The sequence below is a fragment of the Pseudomonas sp. NPDC078416 genome (assembly GCF_050268485.1).
Lineage (GTDB): Bacteria > Pseudomonadota > Gammaproteobacteria > Pseudomonadales > Pseudomonadaceae > Aquipseudomonas.
Window position 1 is genome coordinate 66,997 of sequence record NZ_JBNNGV010000014.1, and the last position, 17,701, is coordinate 84,697.

Consider the following 17,701-nt stretch of genomic DNA (forward strand, 5'->3'; position numbering starts at 1 on the left):
ATTGTGGGACCGGCTTTAGCCGGGAAGACGTCAGCCCTGACACCACAAAAATGAGGTGCTCGCACTGGCCTCTTCCCGGCTAAAGCCGGTCCCACTGGGATGCAGCGATATCAGCTTGGATCAACCGGCTTCTTAAGCTTCGGATTCGGGAAAAACTGCACGCCCTGCACCTTGGGATCGGCCGGCTTCACCACAGGCTTGTTCACCCGCGTGCCGAGTTCTTTCGGGATCGATTGCCCCTGCGCATTGAGGGTGTCGGAATATCCGCAGTGCACGCAATGACGGTGCGGCACGTCGTCTTCGCTCCACATCATCAACTTGTCAGGCTCGCTGCACGCCGGGCAGACCGCCCCGGCGATGAAGCGCTTCTTGGTAATCACCTGCGGTGTTTCGGTCATGCTGCCGCTTCCTCACTCAAGCCTGAATGGCGCAAGAGTGCGTCAATCGACGGTTCGCGTCCGCGGAAGTCGACGAACAGCACCATCGGCGCCTGGGACCCGCCCCGCGCCAGAATGGCCTCACGGAACGCACGGCCGGTCTGCTCGTTGAATACGCCCTCTTCCTCGAACTTCGAGAACGCATCGGCAGACAGGACTTCGGCCCACTTGTAACTGTAGTAGCCAGCCGCATAACCGCCGGCAAAGATGTGCGCGAAGCTGTTCGGGAACCGGTTGTACGCAGGTGGACGCATCACCGACACCTCGTCACGCACGCCCTCGAGCACTTGCAGCGTGGTGCGGCCGTCGCCATGGGTGGCGTGCAATTCGAAGTCGAACAGAGAGAATTCCAGTTGGCGGACCATCATCAGCCCCGACTGGAAATTCTTGGCGGCCAGCATTTTCTCAAGCAGGTCCTGAGGCAGCGGCTCGCCGGTTTCGTAATGACCTGAGATCAGCGCCAGGCCTTCCGGCTCCCAGCACCAGTTTTCCATGAACTGGCTTGGCAGCTCGACCGCATCCCACGCCACACCATTGATGCCCGACGCGCCCGCGTGTTCGACGCGGGTCAGCAGGTGGTGCAGGCCATGGCCAAACTCGTGGAACAGGGTGGTGACTTCATCGTGGGTAAGCAGCGCAGGCTTGCCGCTGACCGCCGGGGTAAAGTTACAGACCAGATTGGCCACCGGGCTTTGCAGCGTGCCTTCAGCGGTGCGACGACGATCGCGGGCGCCGTCCATCCACGCACCGCCACGCTTGTTGGCGCGGGCGTAGAGATCAAAGAAGAAGCGGCCGACGTGCTGGCCGTTTTCCTTGATTTCGAACAGGCGAACGTCCGGGTGCCAGGTATCGAAGCCTTTCTGTTCGGCGATTTCGATGCCGTACAGTTTTTGTACGATCGCGAACAGGCCGGTCAGCACTTTGTCGACGGGGAAGTAGGCGCGCAGGGCTTCCTGGGAAACGCTGTAGCGCTGTTCGCGCAGCTTCTCGCCATAGAAACCGCTGTCCCAGCTTTGCAGGTCCGGGCAGCCCTGTTCGGCGGCATAGGCTTTCAATTGCTGCAGGTCCTGAACAGCAAACGGCTTGCTGCGCTTGGCCAGATCACGGAGGAAGCTGAGAACGTGATCGCTGGACTCGGCCATTTTGGTGGCCAGGCTCAACTCGGAGAAGCTAGCGAAACCCAGCAGTTTGGCCAGTTCCTGACGCAGATCGAGAATCTGTTCCATGATCGGGCCGTTATCGTTTTTGCCAGCGTTCGGACCCTGGTCAGACGCGCGGGTGCAATACGCCGCGTAGACTTCCTCACGCAGCGCACGGTCTTCGGCGTAGGTCATGACAGCGTAATAGCTCGGGAACTCGAGCGTGATCAGGTAGCCTTCCAGGTCTTTCGCCTGGGCAGCGGCCGCCATTTGCGCCTTGGCCGAATCGGTCAGGCCGGCGAGGGCCGCTTCGTCCGTGACGTGCTTGCTCCAGGCCTGAGTCGCATCGAGCAACTGGTTAGAGAACTGGCTGCCCAGCTCGGACAGCTTGCTCTGCACTTCGGCGTAGCGTTTTTGCTGTTCCGGCGGCAGGTCGATGCCCGACAAACGGAAGTCGCGCAGCGATTGTTCGAGAATAGTCTTCTGTGCGACGTCGAAATTCGCGGCTTCCGGGCTGTTGGCCAAGGCTTCGAAGGCCTGGAACAGCGCGCGGTTCTGGCCCATTTCGGTCGAGTAAGCGCTCAGGGCTGGCAGGCAAGACTCGTAGGCTTCGCGCAGTTCCGGGCTGTTGCACACGGCGTTCAGGTGACTGACCGGGCTCCAGGCGGCGCCCAGGCGATCATTGAGTTCGTCCATCGCCAGCACCAGGCCAGCCCACGTAGGCTGCGAACCTTGCTTGGCGAGGATGTCGGCAATCGCGGCGCGGTTGTCGGCGAGAATCTGTTCGATGGCAGGTTTTACATGCTCGGCGCGAATCGCCGAGAAAGGTGGCAGGTCGTAGGATTGCAACAGAGGGTTGTTCGCGCTCACGGTTTGGCACCTTGGCTAAAAGAAACACCCACGCATCTTAATTAGAATCGGCGCCGACCGCAGCTATCGGCGCCAGAGAAGGAGCCTATCGTGGCCATTCGCACGTTCCAGAACCACACCCCGGCCCTTGGCGAGCGGGCGTTTGTCGATCATTCGGCAGTAGTGATCGGCGATGTCGAAATCGGCGCCGACAGTTCGGTCTGGCCGCTGACGGTCATTCGAGGCGACATGCATCGCATCCGCATCGGCGCGCGCACCAGCGTGCAGGACGGCAGTGTGCTGCACATCACCCACGCCGGCCCTTTCAACCCGGACGGTTTCCCGCTGTTGATCGGCGATGAGGTGACCATCGGCCACATGGTCATGCTGCACGGCTGTACCGTCGGCAATCGCATTCTGATCGGCATGGGCACCACGATCATGGATGGCGCGGTGGTGGAGGACGAGGTGATCATCGGCGCGGGCAGTCTGGTGCCGCCCGGCAAGCGCCTGGAGAGCGGGTTTCTCTACGTAGGGCGTCCGGTGAAGCAGATGCGCCCGCTGACCGAAAAAGAGATCGCGTTCTTCCCCTACAGCGCGACCAATTACGTGAAGTTGAAAGACCAGCACCTGGCCGAAGGCTTCGACAAACCCTGCTGAGAGCACACATGCATTACCAGAATATTCTGTTCGACCTGGACGGCACCCTGACCGATCCGCGCGAAGGCATCACCCGGTCCATCCAGTTTGCCTTGAGCAAACTGGGCATCGACGAACCCGACATCACCCGGCTCGAGCACTTCATCGGGCCACCGCTGTTGCAGCAATTCATGGGCGCCTACGACTTCGACGAAGCGAAGGCCTGGGAAGCGGTGGGCTTTTACCGCGAGCGCTTCAAGGTCACGGGCCTTTACGAAAATCTGGTGTTCGACGGCATTTTCGAACTGCTGGACACGCTCTCGGATCAGGGCCGCACGCTGTTCATCGCGACATCCAAGCCCTGGGTGTTCGCCCATGAAATCGCCAGGCATTTCGATTTCGCGCGCCATTTCAAGCTGATCTACGGCAGCGAGCTGGACGGCACCCGCACTGACAAGGTCGAGCTGATTCGGCACTTGCTGGACGAGGAGCAGCTCGACCCGAAACAGACGCTGATGATCGGGGACCGTAAACACGATCTGATTGGCGGCAAGCGCAACGGGTTGGACGTGGCGGCGGTGGGGTACGGGTTCGGCAGTCGCGAGGAACTGGAGGCCGAGGCGCCGACGTATCATTTTGATTCGGTGAGCGCGCTGCACCGGGCGTTTCTCAAAAGCTGAGAGCACTCAATCTGTAGGAGCGCGCTGATCGTTCCCACGCTCTGCGTGGTAATGAAACCCGGGACGCTCCGCGTCACCTCAGGGCTGGACGCGGAGCGTCTAGGGCGGCATTCCCACGCGGAGCGGGGGAACGATCATTCCGCTGAAGTTTTCTGGCCGAGCCGCTCCAACGCCGTTTTGCGATCATCCTTAGGCAACTTGCCCAGCTTTTCCACCGCCGAATAGAATGCAGACCAATCGCCGTTGGCCTGCCTGAACAACGCTTCAAACGCCGGTACCCACTGATCGTAGAGACCAATGGGCAGCAGGCGTGCGTTGTTCATCGGTGCATACACCCAGCCGTCGAAGCGCTTGTCGCCACCCCACTGGCTGTCACGCAACTGTCGATACTCGCTGCGCAGACGCTCGAACTCAGCGGCCTTGCGCTCACGCATCACCTGCGGACTCAGCGGCTCCGCATACAGCGCTTTCAGCCGAGTTCGGGTGTCGAGGGCCAGTTGGGTGAGCTGGTCGCGTCGCTGCGCTTCCGATGACCCACCTTCGGCAGGCAAACCACGCGCCGCGCGCCACTGACGTGTGCCTTCCTGCTCCACAAAGCTGGCATAGGACTCGTTGAATTCGCTGTCGTCCTTCACGTAAAACCGCTGGTGCGCCAGCTCATGGAAGATCAGCGTGGCAAGTCGCTCATCGCCCCAGTTCATCATCGAGCTGATGATCGGGTCATCGAACCAGCCAAGTGTCGAGTACGCCTCCACGCCGCTCACATATACGTCTTTGCCCTCGAGCTTCTGCACAGCCGCATCCCCGCGCGCCGCGCCCTGGGCGTAATAGCCGCGATAGGCCACGCACCCGGCGACGGGGAAGCAATGAGTGACAGGATCGAGGGAGAATTCGCCCGTCGCGAACACGTTCCAGACGACAAACGAGCGATGGATGTCGGCGTAAAGGCGGTAGCTGCGGTTGTCCGGCAGATGCAGATGCTCGGTCGCAAACGCACGGGCCTGCTGTGATTTGCGCAGATGATCGCGCAGCTTAGGGTCGCGATTCGGGTCTGCGATGACGTCGGTAACCGGCTCCCGCGCGCGCAACAGGGCCATTTGGCCGCTGGCCAACTGTGAGTAATAGGAAAGACTGGAACAGCCGCCGAGGAGTAAAGTCGCCAGCATCGGCAAGCCACGTTGCAGCCAGACTTTTTTCGATCGAATCATGCAGCAGCCTTAACGTCGATATTCATGAAGTGCAAACATCAGCGTTATGCCGGACAGCCCGCCTCTGACGCAACCATCATAGCCATTTGCCCTACTGCGGAGTTCATCATGCGCTTGCCTCTGTCCCTCGTTGCCCTGAGTCTTCTGGCCGGATGCGCGGGACCGCTGCCTGCGGTTGATCCCCAGCAGGCGTGGGTCGACCTGCATACGTTCACCGGCAAAACCCTGATGGCCGACAAGCTCGACGGCGTGCGCACCTACGACGGTCGCTTCTTTCAGGTGACGCCGGGCAAACACAAGCTCGAAGTGCGGTATGACTACGATTACGCGCCCGGCGCGATGGGCTTGTCGATGGACATTTACAACGAGCGGACCTGCTACGTCACGATCAACTACGACCGCTTCGAGGCCGGCCGCCGCTATCGTCTGGATGTGCGCAATATCACCAACAGCATCGACGCGCAGTTGCGGGACGAGCAACGCAACGTGCTCGCGGAGGAGGGTGACATCTTCTGTATCCCGTGACGCATTATCTCGGCCTCGCCGCGCACACGAGATGGCTTACACACAGCCTACGAAATACTTCAGCTCACGCCCGGATTAACGACCGTTATTCTGGTAGATGATTTTTTTCGTGTCGTTTTCGCAAGTACCGACGACCATGCTCTGGTCGGTGACGTCTTTATTGGCCACGATCTCCAACGTATATGAGCTGACGCTCTGAGCCTGAATCTTCGTTTCGATTTCAGCTTTCAGCTCTTCACATGGCTTGGGTGCAGCGAAAGCGCTGGTGCTCAGCGCTCCGAGAATCAGGATTGCGGCGATACGTTTCATGATCGACTCCTTCGACACCGTGCGATACGCATCGGCCTTGCATGTGACCGTGGGGGCGCACGCCGGTTCTGGCGCGTCCATAACGAAGATGGCCCGCAATTGCGGGCCATCGAGTGCAACAGTAACGCGAATCAGCTCACGAGCGTGGCATCGAGCGTGATCTTGGCGTTCAGCACTTTCGAAACCGGGCAGCCTTCCTTCGCATCGTTGGTCAGCTTCTCGAACTGTTCCTGGGTTGCGCCAGGGATCTTGGCTTTCAGTGTCAGGTGCACTGCGGTGATCGCGAAACCGCCATCGACTTGATCCAGGGTGACGTCAGCGGTGGTGTCGATGCTGTCGGCTTTCAGGTTTGCATTGCCGAGGATCATCGACAGTGCCATCGAGAAGCAGCCAGCGTGGGCTGCGCCGATCAGTTCTTCCGGGTTAGTCCCCTTGCCGCCTTCGAAACGGGCCTTGAAGCCGTACGGCGCCTCACGGAGGACGCCGGTTTCAGTAGAGATGCTGCCGATACCCGACTTCAGGTCACCTTCCCAGTGGGCGGATGCTTTCTTGACGATGCTCATGGTGTCTCCTCATGAAAAAGTGCGATTTCGCTCGCACGCGGACCAAAGTTCTGAGGAGTGTAGGCGGGAGTTAGTTCAACGCTTATGCCGCGTGTGCTTTTTTGCAGACGGCGCAACGTTAAATCCGACCAAATTAGTAGGAAATTTCGCATTGCCCATTGCAACTCTCAAATCCGCCCTTATCCTATGGCTTAACGCAAATATTTAGTCTTAATGCCGGTTTGCTCGCGTGATGTCCCCGACGGATGCGCCGATTCAAGCCCAAGAGGATCAACAACGGCCTATGAAACGATTAGCTGATGTGAAGATTTCCACGCTCGATCTGGTGCCCGTCCGCGAAGACAAAGGCCCGGCGGAATCACTGCGTAATGCGCTGGATCTGGCGCAACACGTCGAGAAATGGGGCTACAACCGTTTCTGGGTGGCCGAGCACCACAATATGGACGGCATCGCCAGTTCAGCAACGTCTGTTCTGCTTGCCTATCTGGCCGGTGGCACCTCGACCATTCGCGTCGGATCGGGCGGGATCATGCTGCCCAACCACGCGCCACTGGTGATTGCCGAGCAGTTCGGCACGCTGGAAAGCTTGTTCCCCGGGCGTATCGACCTGGGCCTCGGCCGCGCGCCGGGTTCTGATCAGATGACCGCCCGCGCCCTGCGCCGCGAGCGCTCCGGCAGTTCCGATGATTTCCCCGATGATGTGACTGAGCTGGCCAACTACCTGGGGCCGCGTCAGCCCCATCAGCGCGTTCTCGCTGTGCCCGGCACCAATACCAACGTGCCAATCTGGCTGCTGGGTTCGAGCCTGTTCAGTGCACAGCTGGCCGGTGAGCGGGGCCTGCCGTATGCATTCGCGTCGCACTTTGCGCCGCGTTTCATGCACGAAGCGATTCGCGTCTACCGCAGCCACTTCAAGCCTTCCGAGGTGCTCGACAAGCCCTACGTGATGCTCGGCGTCCCGCTGGCCGCCGCAGAGACCGACGAGCAAGCCGAGTACCTGGTGACGTCGGTGTACCAACGCATCCTGAGTCTGATGCGTGGGCAGAGTCTGATGCAGAAGCCGCCCGTCGAGAGCATGAATGGCCTGTGGCTGCCCCATGAGCGCGACGCGGTGATGGATTTCCTGGGGCTGGCAGTCGTCGGTGGCCCGGAGAAAATTCGCGCGAAGCTGGACGTGCTCCTTGAACAGACCGACGCAGACGAGCTGATCTTCACCTGCGACATGTACGAACACGCTGACCGCCTGCGCTCCTACGAGATCCTGGCGCAGGCAGCAAGGGGCTGATTCAGGGCCACGCGCTGAAACCGGTCCGCCATAAACAAAAAAACCGACGCCAGATGCGTCGGTTTTTTTGTATCAGCGCGCCGGTATCAGCCGCGCTTGTAAACGATTTCCATGCTGCCGCCTTCGCAGGTGCCGACGACTTTGCCGTCCGCCGAGCTGCCTTTTTCAACAGCTTCCAGCGTGTAGGAAGAAACGCCTTTGGCTTTGATCTTCGCGTCGATATCGGCCTTCACGTCATCGCACGATTTGCCAGCAGCCATCGTAGTGCCCGCAATGCTCAACAAGCCTATGGCCAACAGAACTTTTTTCATCGGTACATCCCCTCGTCAGGCGCAATTTTAGGATCAACAAGGCCGCTCCAATCGGGCGGCCTGACTACATGAACCTGCGTCATGAACCTTGGTGGGAGTCACGACTGCGCGGTATGTATAGCGAAGGTTGTGGCACTCGGCCACTTCAAAAGTTCAGCGACTCAGCTGTTGTCGATACGGAAACCGACCTTGATGGTCACCTGGAAGTGGCCGACTTTGCCGTCTTCGATGTGGCCGCGGGTTTCCAGCACTTCGAACCATTCCATGAGTTTCACGGACTTGGCAGCTTGTGCAATAGCGTTCTGGATCGCGTCGTCGGTGCCCACGGTCGATGACCCGACCAGCTCCAGCATTTTGTAGGTGTGATGATCAGACATGGCAGTTCTCCTGAAAGGTGTTGCGCGGTGGCAGCGCCGCAGTGATTGTGTTCACTATCTCTGTGCCGAAATGCGGCCTAAAAGTTCAGAAGAAACGGTACTTCGCATCACGCACTGCACTTTCTCGAAACCCTGTAGTCGGAAACAACACACGCCACTCATCACAGCAGGAGAGTTAAATCATGGCATTCACGTCATCCCGTAAAGCGTCGTTGCAAAGCATGGAAGCCGAGATCGAAAGTCTGCTCAAGTCGCTGGAAGGCTTGAAGTCAGATGCTTCCGACGAGTCGCGCAAGACCCTGAAAAACCTGAAAGCCAACGCTGAGAGCGCGCTGAGCCATTCGCGCAGCCTGTTGAGCGATGTCTATGAAGACGTCAAAGTCAAAACCCGCGAAACCAGCGTTGCGACCCGTGACTACGCCCAAGAGCACCCTTGGACCACCGCAGGCGTCGCTGTTGGCGCAATCGGCCTGCTGGCCGCTTACCTGCTGTGCAAGCGCGGCTGATCAAGCCCGCCCCGATCGCTCGAGTTCCTGCTTGAGCCATCGAGCCAGGTGCTGAGCGCGTCCATCTGCGGCGCGCTTTGGTACCCATACCGCCAGCTGCGCAGGGGTTTCGCTGAAACCCCATGGCGCAGCCAGGCGTCCGGCTTTCAAGTCGTCAGCGACCAACGGCTCCGGTGCGATCGCCACTCCCAAGCCAGCGACGGCCGCTTCCAGTAAATAATACAAATGCTCGAAACCCTGTCCGTAGCTCAGTGCGTCGGGCTCGATGCCGTTTTGCATCGCCCATGCCGGCCAGGCTTGCAGCCGCGATGTGGTCTGCAGCAACGGCTCGCCTACAAGGGCCTGTGCGGGTGCGTGCCGCAGTTCTTCAAACCTCGCGAATCGTGGACTCAGCACCGGCCCGATGCGCTCGCTGGCAAGCTCGAAGACCTGCATGTCCGAAGGCCACGGCGGTTCAGCGAAAATCAGCAGCGCGTCCAGGCCCGGGCGTCGTGGGTCAAGATCGCCTTCTCCTGCCGAGAGGTGGAGGCGCAGGTCGGGAAGATCCGCGTTAAGGCGCCCCAGCCTTGGAATGAACCAGCGTGCCAAAAGGCTTCCAGAACAGCCCAATACGAACGGCGCATCTGCGCTGCCCTGGCTAAGCTCGGCACAGACACCGCGCAGACGATCAAATGCTTCGGCACTCGCATCCCGCAACCGAATGCCTGCATCTGTGAGTTTCAAGCCACGTCCATCTTTGCTGAACAGGCTCACACCCAAGTGTTCCTCCAGCACTTTCAGCTGGCGGCTCACGGCACCGTGAGTCACGTGCAATTGCTCAGCCGCCTGGCTGACACTGTTCAGCCGGGCGGTGGCTTCAAAGGCACGCAATGCGTTGAGAGGCGGGAGGTCTCGGCTCATGAGATATGTGAGTTTTCCTGACAGGTTGTGCCGATCTTATCGGTTTTCATCGTCGCTGGCGCTGGTTAGAGTGTGATCACTGCCTGACGGCTCATCTTATTCGCATCCCCGGAGGTCCACATGACCCAGACTCAGACGCAGAATGCCTACAGCAGCGGCCCGGACGACCGCGGCATGTTCGGCGGGTTCGGCGGCCGTTACGTCGCTGAAACGCTGATGCCGCTGATTCTTGATCTGAACCGCGAGTACGAGATCGCGAAGACAGATCCATCATTCCTGAACGATATCGCCTACTTTCAACGCGATTATGTGGGCCGTCCAAACCCGCTTTATTTTGCCGAGCGCCTGACCGAGTACTGTGGCGGCGCGAAGATTTACCTGAAGCGCGAAGAGCTCAACCACACCGGCGCGCACAAGATCAACAACTGCATCGGCCAGATCCTGCTGGCGCGGCGCATGGGCAAAAAACGCATCATCGCCGAGACCGGCGCCGGCATGCACGGCGTTGCCACCGCTACCGTGGCGGCACGCTTTGGCTTGGAGTGCGTCATCTACATGGGCACCACTGACATCGAACGTCAGCAAGCCAACGTGTTTCGCATGAAGCTGCTGGGCGCCACGATCATTCCGGTGGTCTCCGGTACCGGCACGCTGAAAGACGCCATGAATGAGGCGCTGCGTGACTGGGTCACCAATGTCGACAGCACCTTCTATCTGATCGGCACCGTCGCCGGCCCGCATCCTTACCCGGCGATGGTCCGCGATTTCCAGGCCGTCATCGGCAAGGAAACCCGCGTGCAGATGCAGGAGCACGAAGGTCGTCTGCCGGACAGTCTGGTGGCGTGCATCGGCGGTGGCTCCAATGCCATGGGCCTGTTTTACCCGTTCCTCGACGATACGAGTGTGCGCATCATTGGGGTGGAAGCCGCGGGTCACGGCATCGAGACCGGCAAACATGCCGCCAGCCTGAACGGCGGTGTTCCGGGCGTGCTGCATGGCAACCGTACCTTCCTGCTGCAGGACGACGATGGCCAGATCACCGACGCCCACTCGATTTCAGCCGGCCTCGACTATCCAGGCATTGGTCCTGAGCACGCTTGGTTGCACGACGTTGGCCGGGTCGAATACACCTCCGTCACCGATGATGAGGCGCTGGATGCATTCCACCGCTGCTGCCGTCTCGAAGGCATCATCCCGGCGCTGGAAACCGCTCACGCTCTGGCTGAAGTGTTCAAACGAGCGCCAAATCTGCCGAAGGATCACCTGATGGTGGTCAACCTGTCCGGTCGTGGCGACAAGGACATGCAAACCGTGATGCACCACCTGGATCTGTCCCAGCAGGAGAAACACTGATGAGCCGCCTGCAAACGCGTTTTGCCGAACTGAAAGAACAAAATCGCGCAGCCCTGGTGACCTTCATCACGGCAGGCGATCCGGGCTACGACACCTCGCTGGCGATCCTCAAGGGGCTGCCTGAGGCAGGTGCCGATGTCATCGAACTGGGTATGCCGTTCACTGACCCGATGGCCGACGGCCCGGCGATTCAACTGGCCAACATCCGCGCTCTTAATGCCAAGCAAAACCTGGCAAAAACCCTGCAGATGGTTCGCGAATTCCGTGAAGGAGACAGCACAACACCGCTGGTGCTGATGGGTTATTACAACCCGATCCACAATTACGGCATTGACCGCTTTGTTTCTGAAGCGCATTCATCGGGTGTGGACGGCCTGATCGTGGTGGACCTGCCGCCAGAGCACAACGTCGAGCTGTGCGACCCTGCGCAGGACGCCGGTCTGGACTTCATCCGTCTGACGACGCCGACCACCGACGACGTTCGCTTGCCTACAGTGCTCAATGGCAGTTCCGGCTTCGTTTACTACGTGTCGGTAGCAGGCGTGACGGGTGCAGGCTCCGCAACGATTGATCACGTTAAAGATGCCGTGCAACGCCTGCGCCGCCATACCGATCTGCCGATCAGTGTCGGCTTCGGGATTCGTACGGCTGACCAGGCCGCAGCCATCGCGCGTGTGGCCGACGGCGTTGTCGTCGGCTCGGCATTGATCGACCAGATCGCCAGCGCGTCTTCGCCTGAGCAAGCGGTCAGTGGTGTACTCGGACTGTGCTCGCAGCTTTCGGAAGGTGTGCGTAAAGCCCGCGTAGCCGAAGGTAAAGTTTCTGATACAGAGGAATCTCGGTCTCTGGCAACACACTAAGCGGTACAGCGAAGGGGTTCAGGACCACGTCCTGAACCCCTTTTTGCTGCCCGTATTTTGCTCAGGAGCGCGCTACATGAAAGTCTCGAATCGTTTGATCGCCGGGTTGGGCGTGTTGATGCTCAGCGCCAGCGCGCTGGTTCAGGCTGCACCACCCGATCAACGCGGCGGCGATGACAACGGCCCGGGTCAGCATCAGGACCATGGCCCGCAAGGTGGGCCGCAGGGCGATCGCGGCAATGGCAACGGGAATAACAACGGCAACGACCATCGCAACGACCCGCGCGCCGATAACCGTGGCAACAATCAGCGTGGCGGCCATCCTCCAGCTGATTTCGGCGACGTGCGCCGGACCATTACCGAGCACCGGGAAATCATCGGTCGCGGTCAGCCGCTGCCCCCTGGCGTGCATATCGTCAAAGGCCACCCGCTGCCACGCGGTTATGGCCGTCGACTGGACCAACGCTCGCTGCAATACCTGCCGCAATACGATGGCTACGAATGGCGCCGCCTGGGCCCGGACATTGTGCTGATCGCAATCGGTAGCGGGATCGTCTATGAAATCCTGGATGGCGTGCTGAACTAAGGCCCCTCTGTATCGCGTCCGCCCATGCACGTGAGATGGACGCAAATCTGTAGGAGCGCGCTTGCCCGCGAATGCGTTGTGTCAGCAGTGCAAATCGCGATGACTCACCGCCTTTCGTGATCAAGCGCGCTCAAATAAGGATCAGTAGTTAGTCATATCACTCTAGCCAGAAAACTGGCCCACGCCCCCCTCCACCGGTTTGCTCATATCCACTCCCGGGATGGCCCCTATGGGTCGTCGGCGGGGGAAGGCGTGGCCGCCTGCGAGGCTTACGTACCGGTTGGACTGGTACTCGCGGAGGCGCAGGTATTGGGGGCGGGGGCGTAGTAGCGGCATTTGGCACGGGTAGTGGAGTTGCTGCGGGTGCGGGTGTCCAGGTCGGTATGACCGTACCGGCTGGAACGGGCCCCAAAATGCTATTGGTAATATCGTTAAACAGATTTCCGATTCGATCAGCGATCATACCGGTCGCACCGTTTCCAACAGCTGCAATTGTTGACGCTGCATCCACTCGCGATCGCCAGTTCTCCGCAACAGCCTTCATATCCGGATTGCCGATGACTGAAGCAGTTGCCATAAAGGTCTCCGTCTTGATCATAATCAAAGCTTCTGCGACCGGGTCACCTGCAGACTTAAGAATTTCAGTCCAATATCGCTCCCTGACTTCATCGTTCGCCATGACCATGAAAACTGAATTCAGCGTCCAGGCATCCGTGGACAATCCGGAAGCTGTAAATACCTTGTTGTGAAAGTCCCATGCCTCCCGATGGTTTATATCTCTATTGACCACTCCTTGGCCGTTGTACTGGGCGTATAGCGCATCCAGATAGCCTTGAGCCATGCGGTCGTAGACGTCGCGGACCATATGGTCCGGAAGTGGCCTACCCTCACGCTGCGCAGTAAGCCTTAGAAAATTAACTGCCGCTGATCCTGATGGAGAACTTTTATCCATCATGCCTCGTGCCAGAGCTGAATAGTTGTATCCCAACTGCTCTAGTGCGTCATACATGACACCGGAGGATTCGTAGCGAAGCAAAATTTTTAATGCGTCCAGCGTGGACTTTGTTAAAGGTGTCGGCATTTTATACTCCAATATGTTAAGTGTCTGCTGATTAAACAAACCATCTAAAGCTGTAATATCCGAACAGGAAAATCACAAGGTATAAGATTAAAAGCACCCTGCATACGTTAAGGCAGAAGAAAATAAACCTTCTGTTCAAACGCTCTCCAAGCCATCGCCAAGTCGCTATCACCTTTGCATTTAATAGAATCTTTGTAAGGCGGATCCGCATGGTGAAACTCCTACATGGCAATTAGCTTTGGGAAAATTCGATGCAGTAATCTCGATTGCCATACCCAAGTTTTATGTAGGAAATAATCTTAAGTGACTGCAGTTGTAAACTTCACCGAGTCCGACAAGTCTGTAGGAATCTTCTGGAATGAAATTAATTTTGGAACGCCAACGGCGCCGCATTGATCCGCCACCAGACCGGTGCCGATATATTTCTGATAAAGCCTTTAAACCGCAATCGACGGCAGCGCCTTGCCCTTCAACAAATCGCCGCTCAACGCCTGTTCACTTCTTAACCAGTCTACGAACCGCTGCACGATCTGCACCCGGCGCTTGCGTTGCGGCAGGACGATGTAATAGCCGTATCCGGAGACGGCGCTGGCTTCGATCGGGCGGCACAACAAACCCTGCTCCAGCAAATCATCCACCAGGTGTCGCCAGCCGATGGCCACACCCTGGCCGCCGATCGCCGCCTGAATCAGCAACGTGTAGTTATCGAATCTCAGCTGCCCCGGCGCGGGTGCCTGGGGAATATTCAGGGCGCGGAACACGCCACCCCAATCAAACCAGTTGTTGCCGCCTTCGCCACGAAGGTGCAGGAGCGCGAAGTCTTTCAGCGCATCGGTGGGCAAGGGCAGGTCGCGCCCCTTCAGCAATTGTGGACTGCAGACCGGGAACACTTCCTCACTGAATAACCAGTGGCTTTCTCCCTGCTTGAATCGACCGTCGCCGAACAACACGGCCACATCGATATCCGCCCGCAGCATGCTGTGACTGCGTTCGCTGGTGACCAGGCTGACGTCGACGTCGGGGTTGTCCTGGTGGAAACGGTAAAGGCGCGGCATCAGCCAATAGGCAGCGAAGGCGAAGTCGGTCGCCACTTGCAGCACCTCATGCTGATGCTGCTCGGTGATTGCAGTGAGGCCGGCGTCCATCGACTCCAGCCCGGTCTGGACGTGATCGAAGAGAATCAGCCCGGCGTCCGTCAGCTCGATGCCGCGATAAATGCGATCAAAAAGCCGCGTCGCCAGTTGCTCTTCCAGTCGCTTGATTTGCTGGCTGATGGCAGGCTGAGTAGTGCCAAGCTCGATGGCGGCAGCGGTAAAACTGCGCAACCGTGCGGCAGCCTCGAAGCCGCGAAGCAAATCCAGGGACATGACACCAAGGGCTTCAAACATAAGCTGCACTTATCCTAGGCATTGCCTCTCATGGGCTTTACCTCAGATGGCATGGGTACCATCCTCGGTCGGAGCACTTTCGCATAAATAATGACTATGGGATGCCGCCAAGACATGAAGCGCAAGAACATTCTTTTCATCATGGCCGATCAGATGGCCGCGCCCATGTTGCCGATCTATGCCTCTTCTCCCATCAAGATGCCCCACTTGAGTCGCCTCGCCTCTGAAGGTGTGGTGTTTGATGCTGCCTATTGCAACAGTCCGCTGTGCGCACCGTCGCGTTTCACGCTGGTCAGCGGGCAGCTGCCGAGCAAGATCGGCGCCTACGACAACGCTGCCGACTTCCCGGCTGATGTGCCGACCTACGCCCACTACCTGCGTCGTCTCGGCTATCGCACGGCGCTGTCCGGCAAGATGCATTTCTGCGGCCCCGACCAATTGCACGGCTACGAAGAGCGCCTGACCAGCGACATCTATCCGGCTGACTACGGTTGGGCGGTGAACTGGGACGAACCGGACGTGCGCCCGACCTGGTACCACAACATGTCATCGGTGCTGCAAGCCGGGCCTTGCGTGCGCACCAATCAGCTCGATTTCGACGAAGAAGTGGTGTTCAAGGCGCAGCAGTATCTGTTCGATCATGTGCGCGAAGACGGCGATCAGCCGTTTTGCCTGACGGTGTCGATGACCCATCCCCACGATCCGTACACCATTCCCAAGTCTTATTGGAATCTGTACAGCGACGAAGAAATCCCGATGCCCCACGCGCCGTTGGCCCAGTCCGAACTGGACCCGCATTCCCAGCGCCTGCTGAAGGTCTATGACCTGTGGGACAAGCCGCTGCCCGAGCACAAGATTCGCGATGCGCGCCGCGCCTATTTCGGTGCCTGCAGCTACATTGATGACAACGTCGGGAAACTGCTGAAAACCCTGGAGGAAACCGGCCTGGCTGACGACACCATCATCGTGTTCTCCGGCGACCATGGCGACATGCTGGGTGAACGGGGGCTCTGGTACAAGATGCACTGGTTCGAGATGTCTGCGCGGGTGCCATTGCTGGTGTACGCTCCGGGGCAGTTCAAGGCAGGTCGTGTGCAGGCCGCAGTCTCGACAGCTGACTTGTTGCCGACGTTTGTGGCGTTGGCTGACGGTCACCTGGACCCCGGCTTACCGCTCGATGGCCGCTCACTGTTGCCGCACCTTCAAGGCGAGGGCGGTCACGACGAGGTCTTTGGCGAGTACATGGCCGAGGGCACCAACAGTCCGCTGATGATGATTCGTCGCGGCGCGTACAAATTCATTTATTCGGAACGGGACCCCTGTCTGCTGTATGACGTGGGCAACGATCCGAAGGAGCAGGAAGAGCTGAGTCGATCCGAGGCTCATCGCGACCTGTTCGCTGCGTTCCTGGCCGAAGCAAAGGCCAAGTGGGACATTCCGGCGATACACCACCAGGTGCTCGCCAGTCAGCGGCGCCGGCGTTTCGTCGCCGAGTCGCTGGCCATCGGCAAGCTGAAGAGTTGGGATCACCAGCCGCTGGTCGACGCCAGTCAGCAGTACATGCGCAACCATATCGATCTCGACGACCTGGAGCGCAAGGCCCGTTATCCGCAACCTTGAACCCTGCCAACACTTAGAAAACCAAAAAAAGGGGCACACCATGAATAAGCTGTTCACCACACTGGCGGTTGGGGTCTTGAGCTTGAGCAGCGTCGTGGCCTATGCCGCCGACGCCAGCTGCAGCACCGTGCGGATGGCCGATCCAGGCTGGAGCGATATCGCCGCGACCAACGCCACTGCAGGCTTTTTGCTTGATGGCATGGGCTACAAAACCAAGATCGACACCCTGGCGGTACCGATCGCCTACGGCGGTCTGAAGGACGGACAACTCGACGTCTTTCTGGGCAACTGGATGCCGGCCCAGCAGGGCTTCTACGACAAATTCATCGCCACGGGTGACGTGACGCAATACGCGAAGAATCTGGAAGGCACCGAGTTCACCCTCGCCGTCCCTGATTACGTGTATGACGCAGGCGTCCACAACTTTAGCGACCTGAACAAATTCGCCGACAAATTTCACAAGAAGATTTACGGCATCGGCTCAGGCGCTCCGGCCAACGCGTCGATTCAGGAGATCATCAAAAAGAACGAGTTCGAACTGGGTGACTGGAAGTTGGTGGAATCCAGCGAACAGGCGATGCTGGCCGAAGTGCAGCGCAACGTGAAGAAGAAAGAGTTCGTGGTGTTCCTCGGCTGGACGCCGCACCCGATGAACGTGCAGATCAAGGGCATGCACTACCTCAAAGGCGGCGAGAAATACTTCGGTGATACCGGCAGCGTCTACACCGTAACCCGCAAAGGTTACGCCGACGCCTGCCCGAACGTCGCCAAGCTGCTTTCCAACCTGATGTTCACCCAGGACATGGAGAACTCGATCATGCAGACCGTGGTGGACAAGAAGGTCAGCAACACCGAGGCGGTGAAAGCATGGTTGAAAGCCAATCCGGCGGTGCTGGACAAATGGCTCGACGGCGTGAAAACCGTTGACGACAAGGATGCGCTGCCAGCGGTGAAGGCCAAGTTGTAAGCAGCACTTTGTAGTAGCGCGCTTGCCCGCGAAATGCAGTGAGTCATTGCCAGGTGCATCGACTGACACAATGTCTTCGCGGGCAAGCGCGCTCCTACGGTACATCGCCAGCCATATC

20 protein-coding genes are annotated in these 17,701 nt (G+C 58.9%); 10 read left to right on the plus strand and 10 right to left on the minus strand.

Annotated features, from left to right (window positions below):
- Window positions 1–110 precede the first annotated feature (110 nt).
- Together ACQKEN_RS14470 and prlC are read right to left on the minus strand one after the other, a co-directional pair.
- Window positions 111–398 (minus strand): YheV family putative zinc ribbon protein, encoded by a 288-nt coding sequence (locus ACQKEN_RS14470; RefSeq protein WP_427686429.1) that lies wholly within the window; start codon window positions 396–398, stop codon window positions 111–113.
- Window positions 395–2,446 (minus strand): oligopeptidase A, encoded by a 2,052-nt coding sequence (gene prlC, locus ACQKEN_RS14475; RefSeq protein ID WP_427686430.1) that lies wholly within the window; start codon window positions 2,444–2,446, stop codon window positions 395–397. The genes ACQKEN_RS14470 and prlC overlap by 4 nt, the downstream gene beginning before the upstream one ends.
- Window positions 2,447–2,536: 90 nt before the next feature.
- On the opposite strand from prlC, the gene ACQKEN_RS14480 reads away from it, so the two are divergent.
- Window positions 2,537–3,085 carry a gamma carbonic anhydrase family protein gene (locus tag ACQKEN_RS14480; protein WP_427686432.1) on the plus strand — a complete coding sequence of 183 codons (549 nt, stop codon included), beginning with the start codon at window positions 2,537–2,539 and terminating at the stop codon, window positions 3,083–3,085.
- Window positions 3,086–3,093: 8 nt separating this feature from the next.
- Entirely contained in the window at window positions 3,094–3,744 is a 651-nt protein-coding gene (locus ACQKEN_RS14485) for an HAD family hydrolase (RefSeq protein WP_427686434.1), read from the plus strand.
- A gap of 134 nt (window positions 3,745–3,878) precedes the next feature.
- On the opposite strand, the gene ACQKEN_RS14490 is transcribed toward ACQKEN_RS14485, so the two are convergent.
- A complete protein-coding gene (locus ACQKEN_RS14490) occupies window positions 3,879–4,952 on the minus strand; it encodes an aminopeptidase (protein ID WP_427686435.1) in 1,074 nt (357 codons plus the stop codon).
- Between the two features lie 108 nt (window positions 4,953–5,060).
- Here ACQKEN_RS14490 and ACQKEN_RS14495 point away from each other — a divergent pair, with 108 nt between their 5' ends.
- The gene (locus ACQKEN_RS14495) at window positions 5,061–5,477 is read left to right on the plus strand and encodes a hypothetical protein (protein ID WP_427686437.1); all 417 of its coding nucleotides are present in this window, start codon (window positions 5,061–5,063) and stop codon (window positions 5,475–5,477) included.
- 75 nt (window positions 5,478–5,552) lie between these two features.
- On the opposite strand, the gene ACQKEN_RS14500 is transcribed toward ACQKEN_RS14495, so the two are convergent.
- Complete coding sequence (locus ACQKEN_RS14500; protein WP_427686439.1) at window positions 5,553–5,786, minus strand: DUF1161 domain-containing protein; 234 nt, start codon at window positions 5,784–5,786, stop codon at window positions 5,553–5,555.
- Window positions 5,787–5,917: 131 nt separating this feature from the next.
- On the minus strand, window positions 5,918–6,349 hold the full coding sequence (locus ACQKEN_RS14505; protein ID WP_037017022.1) for an OsmC family protein: 432 nt from the start codon (window positions 6,347–6,349) through the stop codon (window positions 5,918–5,920).
- A gap of 283 nt (window positions 6,350–6,632) precedes the next feature.
- Here ACQKEN_RS14505 and ACQKEN_RS14510 point away from each other — a divergent pair, with 283 nt between their 5' ends.
- Window positions 6,633–7,634: an LLM class flavin-dependent oxidoreductase gene (locus ACQKEN_RS14510; RefSeq protein ID WP_427686441.1), complete on the plus strand. Its 1,002-nt coding sequence runs from the start codon at window positions 6,633–6,635 to the stop codon at window positions 7,632–7,634.
- Between the two features lie 86 nt (window positions 7,635–7,720).
- On the opposite strand, the gene ACQKEN_RS14515 is transcribed toward ACQKEN_RS14510, so the two are convergent.
- Together ACQKEN_RS14515 and ACQKEN_RS14520 are read right to left on the minus strand one after the other, a co-directional pair.
- Window positions 7,721–7,945: a DUF1161 domain-containing protein gene (locus tag ACQKEN_RS14515; RefSeq protein ID WP_122623653.1), complete on the minus strand. Its 225-nt coding sequence runs from the start codon at window positions 7,943–7,945 to the stop codon at window positions 7,721–7,723.
- 161 nt (window positions 7,946–8,106) lie between these two features.
- Window positions 8,107–8,322 (minus strand): dodecin, encoded by a 216-nt coding sequence (locus ACQKEN_RS14520; RefSeq protein ID WP_074886200.1) that lies wholly within the window; start codon window positions 8,320–8,322, stop codon window positions 8,107–8,109.
- A 182-nt stretch (window positions 8,323–8,504) separates the two neighbouring features.
- Here ACQKEN_RS14520 and ACQKEN_RS14525 point away from each other — a divergent pair, with 182 nt between their 5' ends.
- Window positions 8,505–8,828, plus strand: coding sequence for a DUF883 family protein (locus ACQKEN_RS14525; RefSeq protein WP_037017008.1), 324 nt, complete (start codon window positions 8,505–8,507; stop codon window positions 8,826–8,828).
- On the opposite strand, the gene ACQKEN_RS14530 is transcribed toward ACQKEN_RS14525, so the two are convergent.
- Window positions 8,829–9,728 (minus strand): LysR family transcriptional regulator, encoded by a 900-nt coding sequence (locus ACQKEN_RS14530; protein WP_427686444.1) that lies wholly within the window; start codon window positions 9,726–9,728, stop codon window positions 8,829–8,831.
- Between the two features lie 120 nt (window positions 9,729–9,848).
- On the opposite strand from ACQKEN_RS14530, the gene trpB reads away from it, so the two are divergent.
- The 3 genes from trpB to ACQKEN_RS14545 all read left to right on the plus strand — a co-directional run bounded on the left by trpB (window position 9,849) and on the right by ACQKEN_RS14545 (window position 12,527).
- The gene (gene trpB, locus ACQKEN_RS14535) at window positions 9,849–11,081 is read left to right on the plus strand and encodes a tryptophan synthase subunit beta (protein ID WP_122534289.1); all 1,233 of its coding nucleotides are present in this window, start codon (window positions 9,849–9,851) and stop codon (window positions 11,079–11,081) included.
- Window positions 11,081–11,941, plus strand: a complete 861-nt coding sequence (gene trpA / locus ACQKEN_RS14540; RefSeq protein ID WP_427686446.1) for a tryptophan synthase subunit alpha — start codon at window positions 11,081–11,083, stop codon at window positions 11,939–11,941. Before trpB ends, trpA begins: the two co-directional genes overlap by 1 nt.
- A gap of 76 nt (window positions 11,942–12,017) precedes the next feature.
- A complete protein-coding gene (locus ACQKEN_RS14545; protein WP_427686448.1) occupies window positions 12,018–12,527 on the plus strand; it encodes an anti-virulence regulator CigR family protein in 510 nt (169 codons plus the stop codon).
- Window positions 12,528–12,684: 157 nt separating this feature from the next.
- Here the strand turns inward: ACQKEN_RS14545 and ACQKEN_RS14550 are convergent, their stop codons facing one another.
- Window positions 12,685–13,608: a hypothetical protein gene (locus tag ACQKEN_RS14550; RefSeq protein WP_427686450.1), complete on the minus strand. Its 924-nt coding sequence runs from the start codon at window positions 13,606–13,608 to the stop codon at window positions 12,685–12,687.
- A gap of 437 nt (window positions 13,609–14,045) precedes the next feature.
- Window positions 14,046–14,996: a choline sulfate utilization transcriptional regulator gene (locus ACQKEN_RS14555; RefSeq protein ID WP_427686452.1), complete on the minus strand. Its 951-nt coding sequence runs from the start codon at window positions 14,994–14,996 to the stop codon at window positions 14,046–14,048.
- Between the two features lie 114 nt (window positions 14,997–15,110).
- Between ACQKEN_RS14555 and betC the strand changes: the two genes are divergently transcribed.
- Window positions 15,111–16,616 carry a choline-sulfatase gene (gene betC / locus ACQKEN_RS14560; RefSeq protein ID WP_427686454.1) on the plus strand — a complete coding sequence of 502 codons (1,506 nt, stop codon included), beginning with the start codon at window positions 15,111–15,113 and terminating at the stop codon, window positions 16,614–16,616.
- A gap of 40 nt (window positions 16,617–16,656) precedes the next feature.
- The gene (gene choX, locus ACQKEN_RS14565; RefSeq protein WP_427686456.1) at window positions 16,657–17,583 is read left to right on the plus strand and encodes a choline ABC transporter substrate-binding protein; all 927 of its coding nucleotides are present in this window, start codon (window positions 16,657–16,659) and stop codon (window positions 17,581–17,583) included.
- Window positions 17,584–17,701 lie beyond the last annotated feature (118 nt).